Origin of the sequence: Microbacterium resistens, from assembly GCF_031456305.1 — a bacterium.
In the GTDB taxonomy this organism is placed as follows: Bacteria; Actinomycetota; Actinomycetes; order Actinomycetales; family Microbacteriaceae; genus Microbacterium; species Microbacterium resistens_A.
In genome coordinates this window covers 131,426-157,942 of record NZ_JAVDUM010000004.1, presented here as the reverse complement: position 1 = coordinate 157,942, position 26,517 = coordinate 131,426, and the positions used below count along the sequence as shown (strand labels likewise).

At 70.4% G+C, this 26,517-nt stretch carries 28 protein-coding genes and 1 pseudogene; 6 read left to right on the top strand and 23 right to left on the bottom strand.

The window, feature by feature from the left end; genetic code table 11:
• Nucleotides 1-23: 23 nt before the first annotated feature.
• Genes J2Y69_RS06130 through J2Y69_RS06115 form a run of 4 tightly spaced genes read right to left on the bottom strand, consistent with a single transcriptional unit; the run spans nt 24 to nt 4,058 of the window.
• A complete protein-coding gene (locus tag J2Y69_RS06130) occupies nt 24-797 on the bottom strand; it encodes a heme ABC transporter ATP-binding protein (protein WP_310018622.1) in 774 nt (257 codons plus the stop codon).
• Entirely contained in the window at nt 794-1,864 is a 1,071-nt protein-coding gene (locus tag J2Y69_RS06125) for a FecCD family ABC transporter permease (RefSeq protein WP_310018620.1), read from the bottom strand. Before J2Y69_RS06125 ends, J2Y69_RS06130 begins: the two co-directional genes overlap by 4 nt.
• A complete protein-coding gene (locus tag J2Y69_RS06120; RefSeq protein WP_310018618.1) occupies nt 1,861-2,985 on the bottom strand; it encodes an ABC transporter substrate-binding protein in 1,125 nt (374 codons plus the stop codon). The genes J2Y69_RS06125 and J2Y69_RS06120 overlap by 4 nt, the downstream gene beginning before the upstream one ends.
• Nucleotides 2,982-4,058 (bottom strand): HtaA domain-containing protein, encoded by a 1,077-nt coding sequence (locus tag J2Y69_RS06115; RefSeq protein WP_310018616.1) that lies wholly within the window; start codon nt 4,056-4,058, stop codon nt 2,982-2,984. Before J2Y69_RS06115 ends, J2Y69_RS06120 begins: the two co-directional genes overlap by 4 nt.
• A gap of 443 nt (nt 4,059-4,501) precedes the next feature.
• Between J2Y69_RS06115 and J2Y69_RS06110 the strand changes: the two genes are divergently transcribed.
• Together J2Y69_RS06110 and J2Y69_RS06105 are read left to right on the top strand one after the other, a co-directional pair.
• The gene (locus J2Y69_RS06110; RefSeq protein ID WP_310018613.1) at nt 4,502-5,284 is read left to right on the top strand and encodes a VOC family protein; all 783 of its coding nucleotides are present in this window, start codon (nt 4,502-4,504) and stop codon (nt 5,282-5,284) included.
• 234 nt (nt 5,285-5,518) lie between these two features.
• Nucleotides 5,519-6,367: a TrmH family RNA methyltransferase gene (locus J2Y69_RS06105; protein WP_310018611.1), complete on the top strand. Its 849-nt coding sequence runs from the start codon at nt 5,519-5,521 to the stop codon at nt 6,365-6,367.
• A gap of 503 nt (nt 6,368-6,870) precedes the next feature.
• Here J2Y69_RS06105 and J2Y69_RS06100 read toward each other — a convergent pair.
• Nucleotides 6,871-8,013, bottom strand: coding sequence for a chymotrypsin family serine protease (locus tag J2Y69_RS06100; RefSeq protein ID WP_310018609.1), 1,143 nt, complete (start codon nt 8,011-8,013; stop codon nt 6,871-6,873).
• Between the two features lie 332 nt (nt 8,014-8,345).
• Here J2Y69_RS06100 and J2Y69_RS06095 point away from each other — a divergent pair.
• Nucleotides 8,346-8,525 (top strand): annotated as a pseudogene (locus J2Y69_RS06095) (IS5/IS1182 family transposase); the annotation flags it as partial.
• Between the two features lie 23 nt (nt 8,526-8,548).
• Here the strand turns inward: J2Y69_RS06095 and J2Y69_RS06090 are convergent.
• From J2Y69_RS06090 to J2Y69_RS06015, 16 genes are all read right to left on the bottom strand, one after another.
• Nucleotides 8,549-8,965, bottom strand: a complete 417-nt coding sequence (locus J2Y69_RS06090; protein WP_310018608.1) for an arsenate reductase ArsC — start codon at nt 8,963-8,965, stop codon at nt 8,549-8,551.
• A gap of 4 nt (nt 8,966-8,969) precedes the next feature.
• Nucleotides 8,970-9,287, bottom strand: a complete 318-nt coding sequence (locus J2Y69_RS06085) for a winged helix-turn-helix transcriptional regulator (protein ID WP_310018606.1) — start codon at nt 9,285-9,287, stop codon at nt 8,970-8,972.
• Nucleotides 9,284-9,703, bottom strand: coding sequence for a VOC family protein (locus tag J2Y69_RS06080; protein ID WP_310018604.1), 420 nt, complete (start codon nt 9,701-9,703; stop codon nt 9,284-9,286). The genes J2Y69_RS06085 and J2Y69_RS06080 overlap by 4 nt, the downstream gene beginning before the upstream one ends.
• A 54-nt stretch (nt 9,704-9,757) precedes the next feature.
• Entirely contained in the window at nt 9,758-10,930 is a 1,173-nt protein-coding gene (locus J2Y69_RS06075; protein WP_310018602.1) for an NADH:flavin oxidoreductase/NADH oxidase, read from the bottom strand.
• A 53-nt stretch (nt 10,931-10,983) separates the two neighbouring features.
• Nucleotides 10,984-11,457: an acyl-CoA thioesterase gene (locus tag J2Y69_RS06070; protein WP_310018601.1), complete on the bottom strand. Its 474-nt coding sequence runs from the start codon at nt 11,455-11,457 to the stop codon at nt 10,984-10,986.
• The gene (locus J2Y69_RS06065) at nt 11,454-12,350 is read right to left on the bottom strand and encodes an MBL fold metallo-hydrolase (RefSeq protein ID WP_310018599.1); all 897 of its coding nucleotides are present in this window, start codon (nt 12,348-12,350) and stop codon (nt 11,454-11,456) included. The genes J2Y69_RS06070 and J2Y69_RS06065 overlap by 4 nt, the downstream gene beginning before the upstream one ends.
• A gap of 27 nt (nt 12,351-12,377) precedes the next feature.
• On the bottom strand, nt 12,378-13,604 hold the full coding sequence (locus J2Y69_RS06060) for an acetyl-CoA C-acetyltransferase (protein ID WP_310018597.1): 1,227 nt from the start codon (nt 13,602-13,604) through the stop codon (nt 12,378-12,380).
• Complete coding sequence (locus tag J2Y69_RS06055) at nt 13,597-14,073, bottom strand: MaoC family dehydratase (RefSeq protein ID WP_310018595.1); 477 nt, start codon at nt 14,071-14,073, stop codon at nt 13,597-13,599. The genes J2Y69_RS06060 and J2Y69_RS06055 overlap by 8 nt, the downstream gene beginning before the upstream one ends.
• On the bottom strand, nt 14,070-14,837 hold the full coding sequence (gene fabG / locus J2Y69_RS06050) for a 3-oxoacyl-ACP reductase FabG (protein ID WP_310018593.1): 768 nt from the start codon (nt 14,835-14,837) through the stop codon (nt 14,070-14,072). Before fabG ends, J2Y69_RS06055 begins: the two co-directional genes overlap by 4 nt.
• Nucleotides 14,834-16,003, bottom strand: a complete 1,170-nt coding sequence (locus J2Y69_RS06045) for an alcohol dehydrogenase catalytic domain-containing protein (RefSeq protein WP_310018592.1) — start codon at nt 16,001-16,003, stop codon at nt 14,834-14,836. The genes fabG and J2Y69_RS06045 overlap by 4 nt, the downstream gene beginning before the upstream one ends.
• Nucleotides 16,000-16,767: an enoyl-CoA hydratase/isomerase family protein gene (locus tag J2Y69_RS06040; RefSeq protein WP_310018590.1), complete on the bottom strand. Its 768-nt coding sequence runs from the start codon at nt 16,765-16,767 to the stop codon at nt 16,000-16,002. The genes J2Y69_RS06045 and J2Y69_RS06040 overlap by 4 nt, the downstream gene beginning before the upstream one ends.
• Nucleotides 16,764-17,984: a CaiB/BaiF CoA transferase family protein gene (locus tag J2Y69_RS06035; protein ID WP_310018588.1), complete on the bottom strand. Its 1,221-nt coding sequence runs from the start codon at nt 17,982-17,984 to the stop codon at nt 16,764-16,766. The genes J2Y69_RS06040 and J2Y69_RS06035 overlap by 4 nt, the downstream gene beginning before the upstream one ends.
• An 85-nt stretch (nt 17,985-18,069) precedes the next feature.
• Nucleotides 18,070-19,392, bottom strand: coding sequence for an MFS transporter (locus J2Y69_RS06030; protein ID WP_310018587.1), 1,323 nt, complete (start codon nt 19,390-19,392; stop codon nt 18,070-18,072).
• 15 nt (nt 19,393-19,407) lie between these two features.
• Complete coding sequence (locus tag J2Y69_RS06025) at nt 19,408-20,154, bottom strand: enoyl-CoA hydratase/isomerase family protein (RefSeq protein ID WP_310018585.1); 747 nt, start codon at nt 20,152-20,154, stop codon at nt 19,408-19,410.
• A gap of 137 nt (nt 20,155-20,291) precedes the next feature.
• Nucleotides 20,292-21,113, bottom strand: a complete 822-nt coding sequence (locus J2Y69_RS06020) for an acyl-CoA dehydrogenase family protein (protein WP_310018583.1) — start codon at nt 21,111-21,113, stop codon at nt 20,292-20,294.
• Complete coding sequence (locus J2Y69_RS06015) at nt 21,110-22,225, bottom strand: acyl-CoA dehydrogenase family protein (RefSeq protein ID WP_310018582.1); 1,116 nt, start codon at nt 22,223-22,225, stop codon at nt 21,110-21,112. Before J2Y69_RS06015 ends, J2Y69_RS06020 begins: the two co-directional genes overlap by 4 nt.
• 92 nt (nt 22,226-22,317) lie before the next feature.
• Here J2Y69_RS06015 and J2Y69_RS06010 point away from each other — a divergent pair, with 92 nt between their 5' ends.
• On the top strand, nt 22,318-22,929 hold the full coding sequence (locus J2Y69_RS06010) for a TetR/AcrR family transcriptional regulator (RefSeq protein WP_310018580.1): 612 nt from the start codon (nt 22,318-22,320) through the stop codon (nt 22,927-22,929).
• A 33-nt stretch (nt 22,930-22,962) separates the two neighbouring features.
• Here J2Y69_RS06010 and J2Y69_RS06005 read toward each other — a convergent pair whose 3' ends face one another.
• Complete coding sequence (locus J2Y69_RS06005) at nt 22,963-23,841, bottom strand: helix-turn-helix transcriptional regulator (protein WP_310018578.1); 879 nt, start codon at nt 23,839-23,841, stop codon at nt 22,963-22,965.
• 91 nt (nt 23,842-23,932) lie between these two features.
• On the opposite strand from J2Y69_RS06005, the gene J2Y69_RS06000 reads away from it, so the two are divergent.
• Together J2Y69_RS06000 and J2Y69_RS05995 are read left to right on the top strand one after the other, a co-directional pair.
• Nucleotides 23,933-24,805, top strand: coding sequence for an aldo/keto reductase (locus tag J2Y69_RS06000; protein WP_310018846.1), 873 nt, complete (start codon nt 23,933-23,935; stop codon nt 24,803-24,805).
• Between the two features lie 83 nt (nt 24,806-24,888).
• On the top strand, nt 24,889-25,908 hold the full coding sequence (locus tag J2Y69_RS05995) for a zinc-dependent alcohol dehydrogenase family protein (protein ID WP_310018576.1): 1,020 nt from the start codon (nt 24,889-24,891) through the stop codon (nt 25,906-25,908).
• 275 nt (nt 25,909-26,183) lie between these two features.
• Here J2Y69_RS05995 and J2Y69_RS05990 read toward each other — a convergent pair whose 3' ends face one another.
• The gene (locus J2Y69_RS05990; protein ID WP_310018574.1) at nt 26,184-26,309 is read right to left on the bottom strand and encodes a hypothetical protein; all 126 of its coding nucleotides are present in this window, start codon (nt 26,307-26,309) and stop codon (nt 26,184-26,186) included.
• Nucleotides 26,310-26,517: the final 208 nt, after the last annotated feature.

The following is a 26,517-nucleotide window of genomic DNA, read 5'->3' as shown; positions in this document are numbered from 1 at the left end:
AAATGCCTGGGAGGGAAAGGCGATCAGCGCGGCCGTCGCCGCGGGATCACGAGGGGATGCCCGTTGACCGGATCGGCGATCACCGCGACGGCCGCGCCGTACACCGCCTCGATCCGCGAGGCGGTGAGCACGCCGGCGGGCTCCCCCTGGGCGACCAGCCGCCCGTCCGCGATCATCGCGATGTCATCGGCGTAGGCGGCGGCGAGGGAGAGGTCGTGCAGGACCGCGACGACCGCACGCCCTTCCGCGGCGAGCTCCCTGGCGACGCCGAGGACCTCCTCCTGATGGCGCAGGTCGAGGGCCGCCGTCGGCTCGTCGAGCATGACGATCGGGGTGTCCTGCGCGAGCACGCGGGCCAGCGACACCCGCGCCCGCTCCCCGCCGGACAGGGAGCGGTAGACCCGGTGGCCGAGATGCCCCACGTCGGCCCGCTCCGTGGCGGAGGCCACCGCCGCATCGTCGTCGCGGTCGCTGCCGAGCCACGGCGCGCACCCCATCTCGACCACCTGCGCTGCGGTGAACCCGAACGAGACGTCGTTGGACTGGAGCAGAACCGATCGCCGCCGGGCGAGATCCCGCACCCGGTACTGGTGCAGCCCCCGCCCGTCGAGCCGCACGGATCCGGAGCGCGGGCGCACGTCGCCGGCGAGCACGCCGAGAAGGGTGGACTTGCCCGCGCCGTTCGGTCCGACGAGCGCGAGCAGGCGGCCGTACGGCACGGCCAGCGAGACGTCCCGCAGGATCTCGGCGCCCCCGATCGCATGGCTCACCCGATCGACCTCGATCGCGACGCTCATGCCCATCCCCCACGATTGCGGCGGATCAGGACGAAGAAGAACGGGCCGCCGATGAGGGACGTGAGGATGCCGATCGGGAGGTCCGAGGCGGGGACCGCCGTGCGCGCGAGCAGGTCGGCGTAGACGAGCAGCGCCCCGCCGCCGAGGAACGAGGCGAGCATCAGCGGCCGGGCCGACGGCCCGATGATCCCCCGGAAGAGGTGCGGGACCACGAGGCCCACGAAGGCGATGATCCCGACGAAGGCCACGGCGACGCCGGTCAGCAGCGCCACGAGCACGACCGACAGGATCCGCAGCCGTTCCACCCGCACGCCGAGGTGGGCGGCGGTGCGGTCGCCGAGCGCGAGCAGGTCGTACCGGGGCCCCAGGCCGAACGCGGCGATTCCGGCCGCCGCGATCACCGCGGCCACGACGGCGACCTCGCCCCACCGTGAGCCGTTCATGCTGCCCAGCTGCCAGAAGACGATCTGCTCCCGCGATGCCGTGCTGCCCGCGAACATGAGCACGGCCAGGAGCGCCCCGGCGAAGGCGTTGACCGCGACCCCGGTGAGCACGAGCCGGACGGCATCCGCCCGCCCCTGCACGCGTGCGGCGCCGTAGACGATCAGGGTCGCCCCGAGGCCGCCGAGGAACGCGAGGAGGGCCGTCGTCCAGACTCCGGCCAGACTCAGCCCGAGCGTGATCGACGCCGCCGCCCCCACGGCGGCGCCCGAGGAGACGCCCACGACGCCCGGCTCGGCGAGCGGATTGCCGAAGATCGCCTGCATCACGACACCCGCCACCGCGAGCGCGCCGCCGACCAGCAGCGCCATCGCGATGCGCGGGAAGCGGATCTGCCAGAGCGTGCGTTCCGCGAGCGCGTCCGGGGCCGCTCCGCCCTGGTCGAGCCCGACCGCCCGCAACAGCGACGCGACGACCTCGCCCGGGGAGATCGCCAGCTGACCGAGCCCGGCCGAGAGGACGACCCCGGCGACGAGGAGCACGGCCAGCACGGGAAGGACCAGGCCGATCCGGCGAGCGCGCCGATCGGGCGCTGCCCCCGACCGGGCCGGAGCGACCGCCGTCATCCGCCGGACCCCGCGCGCACCCGGCCGTCCGGGGCGTACACGGCGCGGGCGAGGGCGCGGAGGACGTCGCCGGAGCGGGGGCCGAAGGACAGCACCTGCGCGTCGTCCATGTCGACGAACCGGCGGTGCTCGCCCGCCGCGGTCAGCGCGATCGCGGGCTTCTGCTCGAGCAGCCCGTCCACGCCGCCGGCGGACTCGATCCCGTGCGTCATGACGAGGATGAGGTCGGGGTCGGCCGCGGCCATCGCCTCGTCCGTCATCGGCCGCATGCCCTGCCAGCCCAGCTCGCCGGCGACGTCGATGCCGCCGAGCGCGGCGATGAGCGCATCCGCCCCGGACTCCTCGCCGAACAGGTAGTAGACGCCGGCGCTTCCGCGGACGTAGAGGAAGAGCATCCGCACCCTGGCGTCGGGCGTCGTCGGCGCGACCCCGGTGACCTCCGCGGTAGCCAGGGCGATGTCGGCGGCGATCGAGGACGCCAGCGTCTCGCCGGCCGCGGGCACGCCGAGGACCGCTGCCACGTCGCGCGCCAGCTGCTCGGCGCCCGAGAAGGAGGGCGTGTTCGTCACGGTCACGACCGTGATGCCGACGTCGCGCAGCTGCTCGACCACGTCGCGCGGGCCGATGGACCCGTCCGTGATGACGAGGGTCGGGGCGAGGGCGATGATGCTCTCGCTGTTGACGGTGTGGCCGGGGCCAGTGACCACCGGCAGTGCCTCGGTACCGGGGAAGGACGTCGATGCGTCCCGTCCGACGAGGAGCCCGCCGAGGCCGAGGCCCCAGACGGTGGCCGCGAGCGAGCCGGCCCGATCCATCGCGATCACGCGCGAGGCGTCGCTCACGACGACGTCGCCGGGCCCCGCCGCATCGTGCGAGACGACTGTGACGGGAAGGGCCTGCGCCGGCGACTCGACGACCGGCGTGATGTCCGTGTCCGGCATGAGCGCGGTCGACGGCCCCTCCCAGGCGCGCGGGTCGGCGACGGGGACGAGGTCGGTCAGCGCCGCGGTCGACGCGGACGCGTCGACGGTCGCGGACGGCCCCGCAGACGGATCCGGCGCGGAGCAGGCGCTCAGCAGGCCGACCGCCAGGATCGCCACGACCGCGAGCCATCGCCTCACGGCCGCGGCCCCCCGGATCCGTCCTGCGGCAGCTCCGGCCCCGCATCGGACGCACCGTCGGCACCGCCGTCCGTCGCATTTCCGGCCGCGTCTCCTGGCGCCTCCTCGTCGTGGGTCTCGCCGGCTGCGCCGCGGCGCCGGATCATCAGCACGGCGCCCACGCCGGCGAGCCCGGCCAGGACCGCCCCCGCGATCGTCCAGGGGACCCAGCCCGGTGCCCCTCCCGCGCCGTCGTCCGTTGCCGAGGAGGCCGCCGGCGCCGCCGTCACCGCGCCGGCACCACTCGTCGCAGTGGGCTCAGGGCTCGGCTCAGGGCTCGACTCCGGACTCGGTGTCGGGCTCGGCTCCGGCGTCGTGCAGTCCAGCGTGAGCGAGGCGCTCACGGGATCGAGGGATGTCCCGGCCTCATAGCTCCCGAACGCGGCGAACCCTTCGGGGGTGACGGTGGCGGGGACCGCGGCGAGGGCCGCCGACGTCCCGTCGACCACGATCGCCGCCGGATCGACGGCGAGGGCGGCGAAGGGGACGGCCGCATGGGCGACGGCGTCGGTCTTCCCCGCGAGCGCGTCGTCCATCGAGACTCCGGAGGTGTCGAGGAGCAGCGTCACCCCCTGCGGTGTGATCGAGAGAACGGGGTTCGCGATCGTGGTGTCCAGCAGGCCGCCGTGGCCGGAGAAGCGCACGAGGCCCGTGAAGGCCACCTGCCCCTCGCCTCGCTGCGGATCGATCCGCCCGGTCGCCCCCGACCAGGTGAAGTCGGGCGTCGCATAGGTCGCCCCCGCCGACGCCTCCCAGGAGCCGTTCGCGATCGTGCCGCTGATGTATGAGCGGAACGACTCCTTGAACCCCCAGGTGAGGGTCCCGCCGGTCACGGTGCAGCCCCCGCCGATCGCGGCACGCGGGCGATCCCCCGGGGCCTGTGCCGCGACGGAGGACGTCGATGCCGTGGGAGCTTGAACCGTGGGAGCCGTTGTCGCTGTCGCTGTCATTGGCGCCGCCGCGGCGGCGAGCGCGAAGGCGCCGAGCACGCCGAGGGTGAGGGGAATGGTGCGGCGGGGCGCGCGCAGCTGCATGGTCGAGCCTCTCTGCCGCGCCGTCGAGCACGGCCACATCTGCCTCAATTAGGGTTGCCTAACCTAAGGCTAGCTCATCGCCCCGCCCACTCCTGCCTCAGCGCGCGCCGCCTCGCCCCACCTCACCGCGCCTTCCCCCGCCGCGCTTTGCCTCACCACGCTTCGCCTCACCACGCTTCGCCCCGCCGCGCCCTCCCCCGCATGTTCTGCCCCGCCGTGGCAGTTCTTGCGGGTTCAACCGCCCTTCAACCCACAGAACCTGCCACGCCGGGGCATCACCAGCCCCACCCAACCCTGCGCGCCCCGCGAACCCGCACCCCGAAACCCCACCCGACCCCGCCAAAACTCGCATCCAAACCCCGACCCATCCCGCGTCATGTTCGGCCCGCCATCGCGTCTCTCCAGTGACGCCGATCCGCGGCGCACCCTGATCAAGGAGCACCATGTCCATTCGTAACGAACCCTGGCCTGCGGGAACGCCCATGTGGGTGGACCTCGGAGCCGATGACGTCGATGCGGCGAAGGCCTTCTACACCGGACTCTTCGGCTGGGAATACCAGTCCGGTGGCCAGGAGTCGGGCGGCTACCTGCTCGCCCAGCTCGACGGGAAGGCCGTCGCGGGGATCGGCCCCAAGCAGGACGCCCAGATGCCGACCGTGTGGACCAGCTACATCGGCTCCGACGACGTCGACGCCACCGCGAACGCCGTGACAGAGGCGGGCGGGCACCTCATCGCGCCGCCGTTCGACGTCATGGACTCCGGCCGGATGGCGATCGCCACCGACCTCACGGGCGCCGCCTTCGGCATCTGGCAGGCCGGATCGCACATCGGCGCCGAGCGCGTCAACGAGCACGGGGCACTCTGCTGGAACGAGCTCCACACCCGCGACGACGCGGCGGCTCGCGCGTTCTACGCCACCGTCTTCGGCTACGAGTACGAAGACCTCTCCGATGGCGGATTCGTCTACTTCACCTTCCGCCGCGCAGGCGACGCCGCCGAGGTGGGCGGCATCCAGCACGACACGCAGATCGCGGACGGCGTCCCGGACTACTGGCTGACCTGGTTCGCCGCCGACGACGTCGACGCCAGCACCGCGAGCGCCGCCGGCCTCGGCGCCACCGTCCTCATGCCCGTGACGGACTCGCCATTCGGTCGCATGTCGATCGTCCAGGGCCCGCAGGGCGAGGTCTTCGGCCTCATCTCCCTCCCCGCCGAGCAGGCCTGACCGCTTCGGCACGGAGTCGGCCGGCTGGGGACGGGAAACCACCCCTCCCGGCCGCCTCCGATGGCCTCCACCCAGCCCTCAGCCTTCAGCCCCACCGGCGTCAGGCCGGAGGCAGGCTCAGATGAAACCCCGGGAACGGCAAGGCCTGAAGCCACGACGCGGCGATGCTCGATACGCTCGTCCTGCCCGCGCGACGCGCGGCGCACCCGATCGAGGAGAGGCGCAGGATCCGAGATGGCCCCGGCAACCCGCCCGCACCGGCCGCAGATGGTGACGACGAGGAACGCGACGTTCCAGTACTGGCAGACCCTCATCGGCAATCGCACCAAGCGCAACCGTGCGGGCGAGACGATCGTCCAGGGCGTGCGGCCGATCACGCTCGCCCTCCGCTCCCGGTTGACGGTGCGCGCCGTGCTGACGACGATCGCCGACTCCCGCTCCCGTTGGGCGTCCGAGAGCATCGCGGCGGCGGAGAAGGCCGGTGCCGCCTCCTTCTCCGTCTCCGCCGAGCTGATGCGCGAGCTCGGCGAGAAGGACGAGGAGACGCCAGAGCTGCTGCTGATCGTCGCCATCCCGGCCGATGACCTCTCGCGCATACCGACCCCCGCCGATGCGCTGCTGGTGGCGCTCGACCGCCCCGCCTCCCCCGGCAACGTGGGGTCGATCGTCCGGTCGGTCGACGCCCTGGGCGGCCACGGCGTGCTCGTCACCGGGCACGCCGCCGATCCCTACGACCCGAAGGCGCTGCGGGCATCGACCGGATCCGCGATCATGACCCCGACGGTCCGGCTGCCGGGCGTGAGCCCCGTGCTCGACTGGATCGCGGAGACCCGGGCTCGGGGCGTCGACATCCAGATCGTCGGCACCGACGAGGCGGGAACGCACGACGTCTGGGACGTCGACCTCACCCGGCCGACCCTGATCGTCACCGGGAACGAGCACTCCGGCATGTCGGCGGCCTGGAGGGACGCCTGCGATGTCCTCACCCGCATCCCGATGGTCGGGCACGCCTCCTCGCTGAACGCGGCGAACGCCACCGCCGTCATCCTCTACGAGGCGATCAGGCAGCGGCGGCGAACCTAGGTGTACTGACCCGGATCGTTGTTGACGTAGAAGAGACCTTCGGTGTCGAGTTGGAGCTGTCTAGTTCCCCTGCTCGTTCACACGAAGGTCTCTCATGCCCCACGCTAATGCCCGGCTGACTCCTGCCTGCAGGTTGATCATGGTCCAGCGCATCCAGTCAGGTCTGCCTCCGCGTGAGCCGCGACGTTCGCTGTGGTTCTTGCTGGCCACGCGGTTACTGGATCGCGGCCTTGATCCCGCGGCCCCGCAGGTGCTGGCGGATCGTCCGGGAGGAGTACGTTTTGTCGACCCGGGCGACATCTGCGTGGGTGCAGGGCAAGCTGATATCGCGTGTGACGCGCAGCTGCTCCAATATCGGGATCAGCATCGGTGAATCATGCCTTCGCGCCAAGCGTCCCAGGACCAGGCCGGTGTCTGCGGTCCTGGGCAGGGGGGTGTTGCCATGCTCGGGGATGCTGTAGCGCCACTCCAGGGCGTCGACGTCAACGTTGGCCCACAGCTCGTTAGAACTTCAACGTGGCGGAAAGTGCACCGCTAATCGTGTTGACATCAAAGAACGTGCAGTACGGCTCGCGGTTGCCTGCATGGCTGTACCAAGCCCACTCGCCCCAGTGCTGTCCGTGTGCGATGGCGGTCGAGCCGTTGGTTGTGATCCACGGTCCACCAGAGTCTCCGGGAAGGCAGGTCCCGCTCCATGAAGAGGTCATCGGTCCGTACGTCACACCCTGGTAGGTGACCCACTTGTTGATTTGATCCACAGAGGTCACGGTGACTCCACTGAACCCCAGGCTCTGAGCGATAGTGGCTCCCGGCAGGAGTACTTGGGCGTTCACGACGGGATATTGAAGGCTGGGCGATACCCAGACGGTGCTTCCCCAGCTACCAGCGGTCGCGCGTATCAACTGCTGGTCCTGGCCTGCTGCACTGAAAATGTGCCCGTATCCAATCGAGGAACCTAGGTTCGATGACCACAAGCCTCCCCCACAGTGGCGTGCCGTGCCCCCCATCACTTCGTAGGGCGCCGCCCATCGCTCCCAGCGAAAGCCCTGGGTGCAGATCGAAGTGTTCTTGATGCGACTACCAGCGGTCCACGGTGAGGTGTCGTCGGTCCTTCCCTGCGGTCCCATCCCCTCGAGTTGCTCTACTCCGGTCACGCGCACGGTAATTCCGTCGATGACATACTCTTGTTGGCTTCCCACAGGGCCGTAGGTCGTCACTTGAATCGGCCCGTCCTTCTCCGGGGAGATGGACACGATCTCCGCTCCGAACTCTTCGCTCCATTTCGCATGGTCGCCTGCGATCTTTTCCACGAGCGCGGTTTGTGCTGCGAGATTGTAGGAATTCGCTTCGACCTCGATGGGGAAGGGCGATCCCTTCGCGATCTCACCTACGGCTGCGAGATATGCCGCGATACGGTCGGGCGCAGCCCGGTCATCGTAAGTGGGCAGGAGAACACGTCGACTCGCATCAACCGAGAGGTAAGACGCGACGTCCGGGAACCGTGCGTTGAGCTCCTGAAGTGCCGCCCCCGTAGCGGGACTCTGCAACGTGAAGGGGTCGTTCAGCTTCGCCAATTCCGCTGCCGCATCTTCTTCCGTTTGTTCGGGCGCATTCTCAGCCGGCGCCACTGCCTGCGTCGGTGCCACCGGCGCCTCGCCTTCCGGGTGCGAACCGGCAAGAGCACTGGCCGGAAGGACTGCGAGCCCCGCCAAGGTGAACAGCGCGACCCCTACAAAGGCAGCTCTACGTCTCATGGTGACCATCCCAGAGTTCAGCGGCTCGCCACGTCGCAGCCATTGTGTGCAATATAACGGCGGCCGCGCATTGCTGCAACCACTATGGCCACTTTAGTGAGACCGCAGGGCAATGCCACAGTTGATTCAACTATAGATACTACTATCAGGGAAGTTGTTAGGCTTGAAGATCGAAACTTCATACAGTCTTGATTGAACTGTTCCGCGTGGGCAGGGCTGGGTAACCGCGTGACCAGCAAGGACCACCGCGAACGTTGCGGCTCACACGGAGGCAGACCCGTCGGGCTCGATGCCGACGACTACCAGAACCGCACCGTCAATACGACAAACACTCGATCGCCTACCGTGCCGCCGCCCTCATCCACGCCACCATCGCCTGGACCAAGACACTGTCAGACACGCCCCAGCCAATGGGCCGGGCACCCCGTCAGATCAGCTCGGCGGCCAAGCGTTCGATCCGGCGCCGGATCTCGTCGCGGATCGGGCGGACCGCCTCGATCCCCTGCCCCGCCGGGTCATCGAGAACCCAGTCCTCGTAGCGCTTCCCGGGAAAGAAGGGACACTCGTCGCCGCAGCCCATCGTGATCACCACGTCGGAGTCCTGCACGGCCTCGGTGGTCAGGACCTTCGGCTGCTCCCCCGCGATGTCGATGCCCTCCTCCGCCATCGCGGCAACCGCGACCGGGTTGATCTGCGCCGCGGGGAGCGACCCGGCGGATCGGACCTCGATGCGGTCGCCGGCGATGTCACGGAGGAATCCGGCCGCCATCTGCGAGCGGCCGGCGTTGTGGACGCACACGAAGAGGACGGAGGGGGTGGTCGCGGGCGATGCGGAGGCGCTCATCCCTCTATGGTGAGCCCTCGGCGCCCCGCGGGACAACCGCGGGATCCTCTCCGGCGCCCCAGCGCCCGAGCGCGGCGATCGCCTCGCTCAGGGCGAGCCCGCGAGCGGTCAGCGCGTAGGCCCGGGTGTTGTGCCGGAGGGCCAGACGGGACAGGACGCCGGCCGCCTCGAGCTCGCGCAGGCGGGTGGCGAGCATGTTCGTCGGCACTCCGAGGTCGCGCTGCAGATCGCCGTAGCGCTGCGGCCCGTCGAGCAGCCGCTCCACGATGAGCAGCGCCCACCGCGCTCCGACGACGTCGAGGGCCGCGGCGAGGTCGCTCACTCGGCCGGATCGACCTCGGTCGCATCGTCGGCCGGCTTCATCCAGAACGGCGAGTAGTGGTAGCCGTCCGGATCGTCGAACTGACGCTGGTACATGAAGGGATAGTCGTCCGTGTCACCGATCCGCCCGCCCGCGGCGCCGGCACGCTCGACGAGCTCGTCGACCGCCTCACGGCTGCCGAGGTCGAACGAGACAGTGACCTTCGAGGGCGTTTCGGGTCCGCCGATCAGCGCCTCGACGCCGCCGACGCTCGCATACATCTCGCGGCTGCCGAGCATGACGTACTGCTCGGGCGCGATCGCGAAGCACGACACGTTGTGATCGGACATCTCGGCGTTGAGGGTCCAGCCGAGGGCAGTGTAGAAGGCGGTCGCACGCTCGACGTTCTCGACGGGGCAGGTGATGAAGAGGCTCATGGCGTTAACACTTGCAAAATACAAGTGTTCCGTCAAGCCCCGCACCCGCTCCTGCTAGGCGGAGATGCCGCTGCCGTAGGTGGACGGCTCCACCCCGACGGCCGCTGCCGCGCGCTTGGCGAGCCAGTAGGACTGTGATGCGGGCAGGGTTCGGGCGAAGGCGTCGTCGACCCCCAGCTTCAGCGCCGCGTCGAGCGCCCAGTTGGGGTTGTACATGGCCTCTCGTCCGACCGCGATGAGATCCGCCCTGCCGTCCTGGAGAATCCGCTCGGCCTGGTCGGCATGGACGATCAGGCCGACCGCCATGGTCTTCACCCCGCTCTCGCGCCTCGTGCGCTCCGCATACGGGACCTGGTATCCGTACCCGATCGGGCCGTGGCCGGTCACCGGGGCGCCCTTCATCCCTCCGGAGCTGCAGTCGATGACATCCACGCCCCTCGACCCGACGAGCTTCGCCAGCTCGACGCTCTCCCGCGGCCCCCAGCCGGCATCGTCCTCGACCGAGAGTCGCAGGAAGAGGGGCTTCCCCGCCGGCCAGACCTCGCGGACCGCCTCGACGACCTCGACGGCGAAGCGCATCCGGTTCGCCTCCGACCCGCCGTACTGGTCGGTCCGTTCATTCGACCACGGGCAGAGGAACTGGTGGATGAGATAGCCGTGGGCGCCGTGGATCTCGAGAACGTCGTACCCGGCCTGATCCGCGCGGCGGGCAGCGTCCGCCCACCGCCGGACCACCTCCTGCACCTCGGCCGCGGTGAGCGCGCGCGGCGGAGCGCTCCGGGCGGAGCTGCTCAACGGGCTCGGCGCGACGATCTCCCACTCATCCCAGTCGCCGACGCCCTCGGCCTCGGCCTCCTCGCGCACGAGCGGTCCGCCGCCCTCCCAGGGACGGGACCGGCGCGCCTTGCGTCCGGTGTGCCCGAGCTGCAGCCCGGGCACGCTGCCGCTGCGGCGGATGACGTCGGCGAGCCGGCGATGGCCGGCGATCTGGTCATCCGACCACAGCCCGAGATCCCCGACCGTTCCCGCGCCGCGACGCTCGACCTTGGTCGACTCCACGAAGACCAGGCCGGCACCGCCGGCGGCGAACCTGCCGACGTTGACGGCGTGCCAGTCGGTCGCGTGGCCGTCGACGGCCGAGTACTGATGCATCGGCGGCACGACCACGCGGTTCCTCAGCGTGACGTCTCGAAGCTGGATGGGGGTGAACAGCTGCGGCTGTGACATGCGGTTTTCTCCTTGTCGGTCTCTCACGTTCGCGAGGGTGATGCGCTGGGCTCTCAGCGGGCGGGAATGCCCTGCTCCAGCCCGCTGCGGATGATGGCGGGGATGTCGACGGGACGGTGGGTCTCGCTGTCGACGAAGACGTGCACCCACCGCCCCAGCGCCGCGATCCTCCCGGGCGCTCCGTCCTCGATCGGGAAGATCGCCACCTCGTAGACGGCGCTCGACCTGCCGAGACGGGCGACGTTGTGCGCGAGCAGGATCGGCGTGGGGTACGCCAGCTCGCGCAGGTACTTGCACCCCGACTCGGCGACGAACCGCAGGACTCCGGGCGACCAGTCGCCGCTGTTCAGATCCTGCAGCATCCAGGTGTTGATCGCCGTGTCGAAGTACTCGTAGTAGACCGCGTTGTTGACGTGGCCCTGCGTGTCGTTGTCGCGCCATCGGGTGTCGATCCGGCGATGGACGGTGAAGGCGTCCGCCGTGAGCGCGGCGAGCGCGGCCTTGTCGGCGTCCCAGTAGCTCGTCATCGGCCCGGTGTCCCCTCGACGAGGTCGTACCGGCCGTCATTGGTCCGCTCGATCCGCAGCGCGTCGTGGGACGCGATGTGCCCGGCGAGCAGGGGGACGCCCTGGTCGGCGCTCTCGGCGAGCAGGCGCATCCGGGTGTCGACCGCGGCGTCCGGGAGGGAGCTGAAGCGGGAGGTCAGCGACGGGTGCCGCACCTGCATGACGTGGTGGAAGGCGTCGCCGGTGACGAGTGCGGCCGTGGCCCCGTCCGGACCGTCCGTCACCCGGACGAGGAGATGCCCCGGGGTGTCTCCGGGGGCGGCCTCCAGCCGGATCGCCGGGCTGAGGCGGAAGGGCAGCGCGACCGTCTCGACCAGCTCCGCGTCGATGACCGGCTGCAGGGAGTCGGCGACGTAGTCGCCGTTGCGTTCGAGCACCGCGGGCATGGCGGGTCCGCGCAGGAACGCCCACTCGACCTCGTTGAACACGTAGCGCGCGTTCGGGAAGGCCGGCCGCCACGCTCCGTCGATCTCACGGGAGGCCCATCCCACATGGTCAACATGCAGATGCGTGCACACGACCGCGTCGACCTCCTCCGGATCGACCACCTCCTGCAGCCGGTCCCAGAAGCCGGTCTCCAGATCGTCGTAGACCGGTCGTCGTCGCGGGCGATGGTCACCGACCCCGGCGTCGACGAGCACGGTGAAGCCGTGGTCGCGAACGACATACGTGCTGGAGGACATGATGAGCATGCCGGACGCCGGATCGTAGTCGTCCGCGCCGAGCGCGGCGAGGCCATGCGCGACCGGGTCGAAGTCGCGGAACAGCTCCTCCGGCGCGAACATCGGCATCCGGGCCTCCTCGACGCGGAAGACCTCGACGTTCTCCGTGGATACGACCTTCTCTGGATTCATCGTCCTCACCATTTCGTTGACTCGCGCTCAGGAGAGCCGTTCGAGGGTCAGAGCCATCCCCTGACCGCCTGCGACGCACATCGAGACCAGGCCCGTGGTCAGATCGCGCTCGCGGAGGCTGTTGAGCAGCGACACGATCATGCGAGCGCCGGTCATCCCGAACGGGTGGCCGATCGCGATCGCCCCGCCGTCCACGTTGACGTTCCCGTCATCGAGGTCCAGCTCCCGCATCACCGCGATCACCTGCGCCGCGAACGCCTCGTTGACCTCCCAGAGGTCGATGTCGCCGGCCGCGAGACGCCCGTTCCGGAGGGCGCGCCGCGAGGCCTCGACCGGACCCATGCCCATGATCTCCGGCGACAGCGCCGACACCCCGGTGGAGACGATACGTGCGAGCGGTGTCAGCCCGAGCGCCCTCGCGCGCTCGGTCTCCATGACGATCAACGCCGCGGCGCCGTCGTTCAGCGGGCACGAGTTGCCCGCTGTGACGGTGCCGTCCGGCCGGAAGACGGGGGCGAGGCCGGCCAGCCCCTCGACCGTCGTGCCCGGACGAGGGCTGTCGTCGCGCGTCACCGTCGTTCCGGCGGGCGTGACGTAGGGTGTGATCTCCCGCGCCCAGCGGCCCCGCTCCTCCGCGCCCCTCGCCCGTCGCTGGCTCCGCGCCGCGAACTCGTCCTGCTCCTGGCGCGAGACCCCCCACGTCCGTGCGACGTTCTCGGCCGTCTGCCCCATGCCGAGGTACACGTCCGGAAGCCGCCCCTCCGCCCTGGGGTCCGCCCAGGTGGGCGCGCCGCCCTCCGCGGCGAGCGTCGACCGGTCCGCCGCGTCCCGGAACGCGGGATGCCGGAAGTCCCATCCCTCACCGGCATCGCTGCTGATGACGCGCTGAGAGCTGACGACCTCGACCCCCGCGGCGACGAAGGCCCGCCCCTCCCCCGCGCGGATCGCGTGGAAGGCCATTCGCGCGGCCTGCAGGGAGGAGGCGCAGTAGCGGGTGACGGTCGTGCCGGGAAGGGTGTCGTGTCCCATCAGCACGGCGACGACGCGAGCGAGGTTGTTGCCCTGGAACCCTCCGGGAAGACCGCACCCGAGGATGAGGTCGTCCAGTTCGTCCGGTGCGAGCGCAGGCACCTGAGCGAGCGCGGCGGCGATCACCGCTGCGGTGACGTCCTCGGCGCGTTCCCGTGCCAGCGCCCCCTTGTACGCCCGGCCGATCGGCGAGCGCGTCGCGGCGACGATCACGGCGTCATCCATTCGGCTCTCCCTCGTCCGTCATTCCCGGATAGTAGGTCCACCAGTCGGCGACGCAGTAGGTCGCCCCGTCGCCTTCGTCCACGATGGCGACGCTCGAGAGGACCTTCGTGCCCGCCGCGTCGGGCAGGACCCGGGAGATCCGCGCGGTCGCGCACAGTCGCGCGCCTGCCGGGACCGGCGCGATGAAGCGGACGCGATCGAACCCGTAGTTCATCGAGACCGGTGTGTCGACGCGGAAGAGCCGCGTCACCAGCGGCACGACGAGCGCGAGGGTGAGCATGCCGTGCGCGATGGTGCCGCCGGCCTCTCGCGTCGCGCGCTCGACGTCCGTGTGGATCCACTGGTGATCGCCCGTCGCATCGGCGAACAGGGCGATCACATCCTGGCTCACCGTCAGCGCCGCGGAGGGCCCGAGCGGCTCGCCCACTGCGGCCCGCAGGCCGTCGAGACCGTCGAAGACGCGCGTCATTCGCGGAACCCGCCCGACACGTGGATCGTCTCGCCCGTGATGTAGGAGGCACGCTCGCTCGCCAGGAACGACACCGCGTCGGCGACGTCCTCGACGCTGCCGATGCGGCGGACGGGGATGCGGTCGACGTTCGCGGCCGTGAAGTCATCGAACGCGACGCCGAGGCGGTCCGCCGTCGCGCGGAGCATGGCCGTGTCGATGAACCCGGGGGCGACGCAGTTCGCGGTGATGCCGAACCGGCCGAGCTCCTTCGCGAGGGTGAGGGTGAGACCGACGATGCCCGCCTTCGCCGCGGAGTAGTTCGCCTGGCCACGGTTGCCGCCGGCGGACGTGCTGGACAGGTTGACGATGCGCCCCCACCCGATCTCGCGCATGTGCGAGTGGGCGATGCGGCTCAGCAGGAACGCCCCGCGCAGGTGGACGCCCATGACGGTGTCCCAGTCATCCTCCGTCATCCGGAACAGAAGGTTGTCGCGGGTGACGCCGGCGTTGTTCACGAGCACGGACGGCGCGCCGAGCTCGTCGACGATCGATCGATGGGCATCCTCGACCGAGCCGGGATCCGTGACGTCCGCCACGTACGGCCGCGCCGTGCCGCCGGCGCGGGTGATCTCCGCGGCCGCCTCGGCCGCACCTTGCGCGTTCAGATCGAGCACGGCGACGCGGTATCCGTCGGCGGCGAGACGCGTGGCGATCGCGGCGCCGATGCCCTGCGCTCCCCCGGTGACGAGCGCGGTCCTGGTGCCGGGATGGGGATCGGTCATGGGAGTCCTTCCGTCTGGACGGGTCGGGCGACGCCGCTCTCGGTGGTGGGGTGGATGATCTGCCGAAGGGCGCTGCCGTCGGCGAGCGCCTCGAGGGCGTCGTTGATCTCCTCGAGCGGACGATGCCCGCTGATGAGACGCTCGACGGGGAGCCTGCCCTCGAGCCACATCCTCGCCATGTCGGGGATGTCCTCCTGCGGGCGGGACGAGCCCATGTAGGAGCCCTTCAGGGTGCGGCTCTCCGCGATGATCGCGAGGGCGGGCAGGTGCAGCTCGGCGTCCGGATGGGGAAGCCCCATGAACACCGTCGTGCCTCCGCGTCGGGTGAGCGCGAACGCCTGCTCCATGACCCGTGCGGAGCCGACGGCCTCGAACACCCAGTCCGCTCCGCCGTCGAGCTCGCGCTCCACGACCTCCGCCGCGGTGTCCGGGGCGATCGCGAGCGAGGCGCCGAGCTCGATCGCGCGAGCGCGCTTCGTCTCGACCGGATCGACGACCACCACAGAGGACGCCTCGGCGGCGACCGCGGCGATGACGGCGGCGAGGCCCACGCCGCCGGCGCCGACGACGACGACGCTGTCGCCGCGCTTCACCGCGGCGGTGCGCATCACCGATCCGTACCCGGTCGCCATCGCGCAGCCGAAGAGCGCGGCCACGTCGAAAGGCACGCGTCGGTCGACGCGGACGGCGGAGGACGCATCGACGACCGCATGCTCCGCGAAGGCGGACACGCCGAGGTGGTGGTGCACATCCCTTCCGTCGCCGGTGTGGAGCCGGTGCCCGCCGCCCAGCAGCTCTCCTCTGCCGTTGCTGGCCGCGCCCCTTGCGCAGAGCGCCGGCTGTCCCTCGCGGCAGTACGAGCACTCCCCGCACGAGGGGACGTAGACCATGACGACGTGGTCGCCGACCTGGAGATCGGTGACGCCGACGCCGACGGACTCCACGACCCCCGCCGCCTCGTGCCCGAGGGCCATCGGCAACGGGCGCACGCGGTCGCCGTTGACGACGGACAGATCGGAGTGGCAGAGGCCTGCGGCCTCGATCCTGACGAGGACCTCGTGGGGTCCGGGGTCGTCCAGCACGAGGTCCTGGATCTCGACGGGTGCGGACCCGTCGTAGGGACGTTCCGCCCCTGCAGCCGTCAGCACGGCGCTCCTGATGATCATGCCCTGTCCCGCTTCCGCAGCCGGGCGACCGCCTCGCGGTGCTCGGCGCCGTCCTGAAGGATGGCCACGGCGCTCGCCCCGAGCTGGAGTCCCACCTCGAAGGAGACGTCCTGGCTCTGGTGCACCAGGTTCTTCATCGCCGCCAGCGCCCGAGGCGGGTGCTGGGCGATCGATCCTGCCAGATCGAGCGTCGCCTCTCGAAGCTCCTCAGGCTCATGGGCGCTGGCCGCGAGCCCGATCCGGACGGCCTCATCGGCCGGGATCCGACGCGCGGTGAGCAGCAGCTCCAGCGCGCGCCCGGTGCCGACGAGGCGCGGCAGGAGCCACGCCCCGCCGTCGCCCGCGGCAAGTCCGGCGCGGACGTAGCCTTCCAGCAGCGCTGCCCCCTGCGCGACGGTCCGCAGGTCGCAGGCGAGCGCGATGTCCAGGCCCGCGCCGACGGCCGGACCGTTCACCATCGCGATGACCGGGCGGGGGCACCGACGGATCGCCAGGGGGACCTGGTGGACCGCGCCGGTGAGGAAACCGAGATTCTCCCCGGCCTCGACCTCCGCGCCCATAGTGCCGGTGTCCCCTCCGGAGCAGAACGCCCGCCCCGCGCCGGTGAGCACCACGACTCGGACGGCGTCGTCACGTCCGGCGGCGTCGAACGCCTCAACCGTGCCGAGCAGCATCTCCGCATCGAAGGCGTTCAGGGTGCCCGGGTTGTTCATCGTGATGAGGCGGATCGCCCCGACGTCCTCGATCAGCACCTTGTCGGTCATATCCTCGCCTTTCCCTCTGCGGGCTCCAGGACGATCCCGGACCCCAGCAGCTCCTCGATCTCGACGTCCGGGTATCCGTGCGCCCGCAGCACCTCGACGGTGTCGGCGCCGTGCGACCGGGGAGCCGTCCGGACGGAGCCGGGCGTGCGATCGAGCTTCACGGGGACGCCCAGCAGTCGATAGCCGTCGATCTCCTCGATCATGTTCCGATGGAGCACCTGGGGGTCCGTGAAGACCTCGTCCAGCGTCTGCACCCGACTCGCCGGGACACCGTGCGCGAGCATGCTCCTGGCCGCCTCATCGAGGTCGATGCCCTCCATGAGGCGGTTGATGACGGCGGCGAGCTCCTCGCGGTGAGCCATGCGATCCGCGTTGGTCGCGAACCGCGGGTCGTCCGCGATCTCCGGTTCGCCGAGATAGCGGCAGAGCGCCGCGAACTGACGGTCGTTGCCGCCGCCCACGAAGAGGCTGTCGCCGGATCGCGTCTGGAACGTCTGGTAGGGCGTGACGTTCGGATGCCCGTTGCCGAGCCGCGTCGGCAGCTTGCCGTCCATGAAGAAGTTCGCCCCCGAGGGGTGGAGCAGGCTGACGGCCGCGTCGAGAAGCGCGAGATCGACGAGCTGCCCCCTGCCGGATCGGGTCCGCTCGTGCAGAGCCAGCAGGACGCCGGAGAACGCGAGCATGCCGGTGGTGAGGTCGACGATCGGCATTGCGGCCTTCAGCGGGCCGCCGCCCGGCTCCCCGTTGATCGACATGATCCCGGAGTAGGCCTGGAGGACGGCGTCGTATCCGGGCATGCCGCCCATCGGCCCCGTCGTGCCGAAGCCCGTGATCCGGCAGTACACGAGCCCGGGGAACAGCTCGGCGAGCGTCTCCGGCGAAAGACCCCACCGTTCCATCGTCCCGGCCTTGAAGTTCTCGACGAGGACATCGGCGTCGGCGAGCATCCTGAGCAGGACCGCGCGGCCCTCGTCGCGGGAGAGGTCCAGTGACAGGTGCTGCTTGTTGCGGTTCAGCCCGGCATAGTACGCGCTGACATCACCCACGAAGGGCGGACCCCAGTCCCGGGTCATGTCGCCTGCCGGCGGCTCGACCTTGATGACCTCGGCGCCGTGGTCGGCCATCATCTGTGTGGCGTAGGGACCGGCGAGGACGCGGGAGAGGTCGATGACCTTGATGCCGCCGAGTGCCCCCTCGGGCTCGGAGCTGCTCGTCACGGGGTTTCCTTTCTACGATGCAGGGCGGAGATCGCCTGCGATCGGGGGTCCGCGTGGGCGGGGCGGCCGCCCACGCGGACGGGGGTCATTCGGTGCGCAGCGGGGAGTGTGCGGTCTCCTTCATCGACAGCACGGCGATGAGGGACAGCACCGCGGTGAAGATGATGAAGAACGCCGGCGACGCGTCGTTCCCGGTGAACCCCATCAGCCAGGTCGCGATGTACGGCGCGAGGCCGCCGCCGAAGATCGCGGCGAGATTGAAGCCGAGGCTGAACCCGCTCGCGCGGACCTGCGGCGGGAACAGCTCGGTGTACGCCGAGGCCATGCACGCCATGAACGCCGACACGCACTGGCCGAGGACCAGCAGGCCGATGACGGCGGGGATCGTTCCCGTCCCGATCCAGAGGAAGAGCGGGTAGCTGGCGACGATGAACGCGATGCACGAGCCGATCATGACGGGACGGCGGCCCACCGAGTCCGAGAGGCGGCCGTAGAGGGGCATCGTCGCCGCGCTGATGATCTGCGTGGCCAGGATCGCGAACGACGCGCTCACCGGGTCGATGGTCTTGGTGAGGCCGAAGTACGTCGCCATGAAGGTGAAGACGAGGTAATAGGAGGAGAACGAGATCAGGTTCGCGATCGCCATCTTGACGACCCCCACCCAGTTGTGGCGGATGAGCTCGAAGAACGGGATCCTGGCGACCTGCTTCTTCTCGGCCATGCGCTGGAAGTCCGGGGACTCCTCCAGCGTGCGGCGGTACAACCAGGCGGCCACGGTCATGACGCCCGAGATGATGAACGGGATGCGCCAGCCCCATGCCGCCACGTCCTCGGCCGGCAGGACCGCGCGGACGATGATGAGCGTCAGGGTGGCAAGGGCCGTGCCTGCGACGACACCGAGCTGCACCGAGCTCGCATACAGGCCGCGGCGCCCCTCGGGGGCGTACTCGACCACATAGGCGGCGGCGCCGCCCGCCTCCCCTCCTGCGGCGAGCGCCTGCACGCAGCGGAGGGTGGCGAGGAGGATCGGGGCGGCAATGCCGATCGCGGCGAAGGTGGGCAGGAACCCCATGCCCAGCGTCGCGATGCCCATGCCGATGATCGCGATCGTGAGCTGCGCTTTGCGCCCGACGCGATCCCCGATGTTGCCGATGATGATGCCGCCGAGCGGGCGCAGCAGGAAGGACGCCGCGAACACGGCGAGCGTGGAGAGGAGACCTGCGATCGGATCCTCCGAGGGGAAGAACACCGCGGCCAGCGTCACGGCCTGGATCGCATAGATGGTGTAGTCGAAATACTCGATCGTCGAACCGACACCGGCGGCGATCACTGCCTTGCGGAGCTGCTTCGGCTTCACGGAGACGGGTTCCGTGCGCGTGGCGGCCAGAGCGTCATTACTCTGCGTCATTCTGATCTTCCTTGTTCAGAGGGCGGGGAGGACTTCTCGGGGAGAAGACTTGGACAGCACGTGGCGTCGTGTTTCGGCGTCCAGCGCGTGTGTGAGGTCGAGCCGATCGGCATCGCGCAGGTTTCCCACGATGCCCTGTCGTGCGACGGATGACTGTGCGGCGAGCTCCTGTGCGAGCGCCGACGTCTCCAGGGTGAAGGTCGTGGACGGCCATTGCGCCTGGCAGAACCCGCGGCGCACCAGCTCATCCGCCGGGATGCGTCGCGGGCGGAGCAGCCAGTCGGCCGCCGTGCCGCGTCCGACGAGTGCGCCGAGAAGGTGCGCGGCGCCGAAGTCGCCGGACATGCCGTTGCGGAGGTAGGCGGTGTCGAGGAAGGCACGCTCCGATGCGATGCGGAGGGTACAGGCGGCGGCGAGACCGACGCCGAGCCCGACGCAGGCCCCGTCGATCGCGGCGATGCTCACGGCGTCGAGGGCACGGATCCGCTCGACGAGCGCGGCCTTCGCGCGGAGACTCGTGACCTGTTCCTCGAACGTGCCCCGCGGGGCGAGCTCTCGGCGATCGCCACCGGAGGTGAACGATCCCCCGTCGCCGGCGAGGACGAGGACGTCCCCCGGGCGGATGCCGGAGATCGTCTGCGTCAGGGCGGCGAGCGCGTCGCCGCCCAGGGCGTTCCGCGTGGCCTCGTCGTCGAACACGACCCGGACGATGTCGCCGTCGCGGGAGACCCGCATGCCGGGGAGCCGCTCCTCGCGTGGCATGAGACCTCCTTCGTCGCAGCGATCAGTTTTCATTGCGTGAATAGAACGTAACGTTAATACCTCGGACTCCGCAAGCCCGAGTTCGGCCGCTGCGCGGGAGGGCGCCCGACCCGGGGCGCCCTCCCGCGCGGCGCGGGTCAGCCCGCGGAGGTCAGGAGCTCCCAGACCTCCGATTCACCGCCGCGTCGAGCGATTCGCCCAAGCCGCTCCGTGTCCACGTGCTCGCCCCGGGGGAAGTCGCGCGCCGCCCAGATGCGCCGCGTGTGCACCTGCAGCGCATAGTCCTCGCGGATGCCCTGGGCGCCGCTGAGCTGATGCGCAAGCCTCGCCACGCGGGTCGCCGCGTCCGCCGCGACGCCCGAGAGCACGAGGGCGTCGACCGAGGACGCACCGCTCCTCACCCCGCGCGCGAGCGCCGCCTCGAGGCGCTGGATCTCGACATGGACCCGGGCGAGGTTCGCCGCGACCCCGGGGATCCTCAGGAGCGGGGCGCCGAACTGCTCGCGCTCGCGCACATAGTCGCGGGCGAGGCGATACGCCTCGTGCGCGTTCCTGATGAGCGCCGCGGCGGCCAGCACCCGCAGCTGATACTCGGCGAGCTCCGACGAGGTGTCGACGACCCGCACCGGAGCATGCGTCAGGGTCAGGCCCGCGCCGCCGACGCCGCCGAGATCCTCGATCGGCTCCCGCACCACCCCCTCCGCATCGAGGTCGACGATGACGACAGCGGCGGCGCCGATGATGACGAGGTAGTCTGCCGCATCCGCGCCGAGCACGATCGGGATCGCCGCGGTGGCCTGCGAGTCCCCGGCGAGGATCTCGTCATTCAGGACGACCGTTCCTCTGCGCTGGGGGTCGGCACCGGAGATCAGCCGCGCGGCGCGGTCGAGCGCATCGGCGATGTCGCCGGATCCGGACGCGATGGCGGCGAGCGCCTCGTTGAGCGGAGCGGTGGTCATGAGCGTGCCTCCTCACGGGCGATGATCGACAGGAGGACCTCGACGGATCCCCCACGGAGCTCGAAGCCGGGCGAGGACTGCACCGAGGCGGCGAAGTCGCTCGAGCGGCGGGAGTCCTCCGGCACCGGGCACCGGCGCAGCGCCTCGATGACGTCCACCTCGAACTGGTTGCCGAGGAGCTTCAGCGCGGCCGCCTCCTTGATCGGGGCCCCGCCCGCGTCCAGCATGCGCGCCACGTCGTGGCCGAGCCGGCGGAGCACCGCGAGGCGCTGCGTGAGACCGCCGATGAGGTGATCCAGCGCCCCCGACCCCTCGCCCCCCGCGCGACGGAGCAGTTCGGAGAAGAGGATGTAGCTGGAGAGATACCGCTCGGACCCGCCGCGCTCGAAGGACAGCTGCTCGACCACCTGACGCCAGCCGTTGCCCTCCTCGCCGAGGAGACGATGGTCGGGGACGAACGCGTCGGTGAAGTCGACCCTGTTGAAGCGGTGCTCGCCGAGAAGGTTGATGATCGGCGTCACGGTGATCGTCGACGGATCCATGTCCACGAGGAACTCACTGAGCCCCTGGTGCTTCCGCTCCTCCCTCGACGTCCTGGCGAGCACGTAGGCATGGGTCGCGCGGTGCGCGTGCCCCGTCCACATCTTGGTGCCGTTGATGAGCCAGCCCCCGCCCACCCGCGTCGCGGTCGTCTCGACGGCCGCGAGGTCGGATCCCGCGCCCCGCTCGCTCATGCCGAGGCAGAAGATCGCGTCGACCGAGAGGATTCGGGGGAGCAGCTCCTCTTTGGCCTCCGGCGTGCCGAGCCGAAGCAGGGCCGGACCGATCTGCCGCTCACTGCTCCAGTGCGCCGCGGAGGGGGCACCGGCGCGCAACAGCTCCTCGGTGACGGCGAGGCGGTCGACATTGCTCCGCCCCGCGCCGCCGTACTCCGTCGGCCAGCTCAGCCCGAGCAGGCCCTCCCGCGCGAGGCTCCTGCTGAACTCCGGCTCGAAACCGCGCAGCCACGCGTCCGCGACCGGCCGATGGGCGGGGGCCTCGAACCAGGAGGCGATGACCTGGCGAGCCCTGCCGCGCAGGTCGGCGCTCGCTCCCGCTGTCGTTGTACTCATCTGATCTCCTTCGACGATTCGACAGTTTACGTTACCTAGACAACACGTAATGTAATCCTGATCCGACCGTTATGCTGAACGAAGGACGATCGATGGGTGCGGGGATCACGGCGATGGCGACACCAGCGCGGACGGGGCGGGCAGCGCGCGGGCGCCCGCGCGTGCACGATGACGAGGTCATCCTGCGCGCGGCGCTCGAGCTCATGAGCGAGCTCGGGTACCAACGGCTGACCCTGCAGGACATCGCGACCAGATCCGGGGTCTCGGTCCCGTCGATCTACCGGCGATGGGCGAACAAGGCCGAGGTCGTCTCCGCCGCGGTCGCGCTCACGAAACGGACGCAGATCGCGCCGACCGGCGACGTCGAGGCCGATCTCCTGGCGCAGCTGCGCGACATCAGGAGGATGTACGAGGAGGTCACCGACATCGGGATGACGGGAACGCTCCTCGCGGAGGAGCGACATCACCCGGAGTTCATCCAGGCGTGGCGGCGTGCCGCCATCGGCCCTCGCCGCGCGGCGATCGAGGGGATCGTCCGCCGCGGACAGGAGCAGGGCGTCGTGGCCCCCGACGTCGACGCCCACGTCGTGCCCGATCTGCTCGCCGGCGCCTTCTACGCGGCACGGATCGCCGGGACCCCGCTGGATGAGACCTGGGACAGGACCGTCGTGGGCCTGCTCCTCGGCGGGATACGGCTCGGCTGAGGATCGAGACGACCGCGGGGTCGCCCTCGACCGTCAGGCCTCGGCGGGCGTCGCGCCCCTCACCCCGGAGGACTCGGTCGCGACCCAGCTGGCGAGCATCTTCAGCTTGTCCTCGGAGGGCGTGCCCGGTTCGGCGGTGTACGTCGACAGGTGGAGCCCCGGATCCGCGGGCAGCTCCAACGCCTCATACACGAGCTCGATCTCGCCGACGATCGGATGGTGCAGCCGCTTCACCCCGCTGCGGTGGTAGCGCACGTCGTGCGCGGCCCACAGCACCCGGAACCTCTCGCTGCGGGTGGAGAGCTCCCCGACGAGATCGCTGAACCGTCGATCGTAGGGATTGCGGCCCGCCTCGCCGCGCATGGCCGCGACGAGATCCCGCGTGACCCGCTCCCAGTCCACGTAGAAGTCCTGGGCCGCGGGGTTCAGGAAGGCGAAGCGCGCGCTGTTCGGCACGGGCTCGGTCCAGAGCGGCGAGTACAGCGCCCGCCCGAGCACGTTCGCCCCGAGGTAGTCGAAGCGACCGTCGCGGATGAGCGCCGGCGCCCCGGTCATGGCGTCGAGCAGACGCTGGATGCTAGGACGGATCGCGTCGGCCTTCCTCCGGGGCTTCCGCGCGACCGGCGAGGCGTTCGCCGCGCGGGCGAGGTCGAACAGATGCGCGGTCTCCGCCTCATCGAGGAGGAGTGCCCTGGCGAGGGATCCCAGAACGCTGTCCGACACCCCGGAGAGGTCCCCGCGCTCGAGGCGGGTGTAGTAGTCCACGCTGACCCCGGCGAGCAGCGACACCTCCTCGCGGCGCAGACCCGGCACACGGCGGTTGCCGCCGAACACGGGGAGTCCTGCCCGATCGGGGGTGATGCGCGCTCGTCTCGTGGAGAGGAACTCACGCACTTCGCTCCGGGTGTCCATACTCCGACCGTACGCCCCGTCGGCGGCCGAAGGGAGGTACCGCCAGCCCCTCCCACTCGACCGATTCCGTCCTCACACTGGAGACATGACGATGAACCTCACCCTGAACAACGGCGTCGTGATGCCCGCACTCGGCTTCGGCGTCTACCAGGCGGCGCCGGAGGAGACCGTCGCCGCCGTGACATCGGCCCTGGAGACCGGCTACCGGCTGATCGACACCGCGGCCGCCTACGGCAACGAGCGCGAGGTCGGCGAGGCCATCCGCCGCTCCGGCGTCCCCCGCGAGGAGGTCTTCATCGAGACGAAGGTCTGGATCAGCGACTTCGGCTACGACGAGACGCTCCACACGTTCGAGAAGGCGACCGGCAAGCTCGGCGTCGACACCCTCGACCTGCTCATCCTGCATCAGGCGCTCCCCTCCCGCTTCGACCTGACCGTCGGCGCCTACACGGCCCTGGAGAGGCTCCTCGCCGACGGCCGCGTCCGCGCGATCGGCGTCAGCAACTTCATGGCCGCCCATCTCGCCGACCTCGCCGCCGAGACCTCCGTCGTGCCGGCGGTCAACCAGATCGAGGTGCACCCCTACTTCCCGCAGCGCGCCGTGCAGCGGGCGGACGCCGCGGCGGGCACGCTCACGCAGGCGTGGTCGCCGATCGGCGGCATCACCGCCTACCGGCCGAACGGGGCATCCGCGTTCGAGGACGAGACCCTCATCGCGATCGGGGCCGAGCACGGCAAGTCCCCGGCCCAGGTCATGCTGCGGTGGCATCTGCAGCAGGGACGCTCGGCGCTGCCGAAGTCGGTGCGTCCCGCGCGCATCGCGGAGAACTTCGACGTCTTCGACTTCGAGCTCACCGCCGAGCAGCTCGCCGCGATCGACGCGCTGGGCACCGACGTGCGCCGCGGGCCCGCGCCGGAGGACATCACGCTCGAGGCCTTCGGCAAGGAGATCCCGGAGGCATGAACCGCTCAGGATCGTCCCGCACCGAGGCGCCGGCGCCGGCCGTTCGCCAGGAAGACCACTCACCAGAAGGAGCACGACAGCAGATGCGCGGAGTAGTGATGCACGGCCCCGGAGACGTCCGTGTCGAGGATCGGGAGAAGCCGACGATCACCCGGCCGACGGATGCCGTGATCAGGATCGCGGCGACCTGCATCTGCGGCTCGGACCTCTGGCCGTACCGCGGCGCGGACGGGGTGGACGCCACCCCGATGGGCCACGAGTACGTCGGCGTCGTCGAGGAGATCGGCGCGGAGGTGAAGAGCGTCGAGGTCGGCGACTTCGTCGTCGGATCCTTCATGGCCTCCGACAACACCTGCGAGATCTGCCGAGCCGGGTACCAGTCCCGCTGCGTGCACGTCGTGCCCATGGGCCGCTTCGGCACCCAGGCCGAGTATGCGCTCGTGCCGCACGCCGACGGCACCCTCGTCGCGACGCCGGGCAGGCCGGACCCCGATCTCATCCCGTCCCTGCTCGCCGCGTCCGACGTGCTCGGCACCGGCTGGTTCGCCGCCGTCGCCGCGGAGGTCGGCCCCGGGAAGACGGTCGCCGTCGTCGGTGACGGCGCGGTCGGGCTCCTCGGCATCCTCGCCGCGAGGGAGCTCGGCGCCGAGCGGATCATCGCGATGAGCCGGCATGCCGATCGCCAGGAGCTGGCCCGGCGCTTCGGCGCGACCGACATCGTCGCCGAGCGCGGGGACGCCGGTGTCGCCGCGGTCAAGGCGCTGACGAACGGGCTCGGCGCGCATTCGGTGATCGAGGCGGTCGGCACTCAGGAGTCGATGATGCAGGCGATCCGCTCGACGCGAGCTGGCGGACACGTCGGCTACGTCGGCGTCTCGCACGACGTGGCGCTCCCCGGCCGGGAGCTGTTCTTCTCCGGCGTGCACCTGCACGGCGGCCCTGCGCCGGTCCGCCGCTTCCTCCCCGAGCTCATCCAGCGGATCTGGGACCGGTCGATCGACCCCGGCGCGGTGTTCGATCTCACCCTCCCTCTCGAGGACGCCGCGGAGGGATACCGCGCCATGGACGAGCGCCGCGCCACGAAGGTGCTCCTGACGGTCTGACGGTCTGACGCTCCGGCGCTCTGACACTCTGACGTTGAGACATGGCTCCCGCGGAATTTCGCGGGAGTCATGAACGTCCTGCGGGTGCAGATGATCGACGCACGGGAGTGTTGTCGGTCTCATCGTGGTGCTCGTGTGCGTGCCGCTGCTCGTGTATGCAGCCTCGATGGTGGTCGCATCGCAGGCCTACCTGCGATGGATGCTCCGCGAGCGGAACAGCGAGCGGCGATGACAGCACCCTTGGCGGGCCGACGGACAGTGCCCGGCAGTGGTGGTCATCGTGTCTCGAGCGCGGCGATGCGTTGTTCGAGGTAGTTGATGTAGTCGACGAGGTAGGCGATCTTGGCTTCTGATCGGTCGAGCCTCGGAGAGACGTGCCCCACCTTGGTGTAGACCGGCATGCTAAGGGGAATCGACCGATCGATCGCGGCGATACTCTCAAACAGAGGCGACGCGGACGGGGCTCCAGCGGATTCTGTCATCAGACGAACCTACCGCCCGCAACCGCCCGCCTCTAAGCCGCACAACACTCGGCACCTCCGGGAACGAGCCTCAGAATGACGAGCGGACGGTCTTCTCGTTCGCGCTGATCCCCACGGGGGTTGCCGC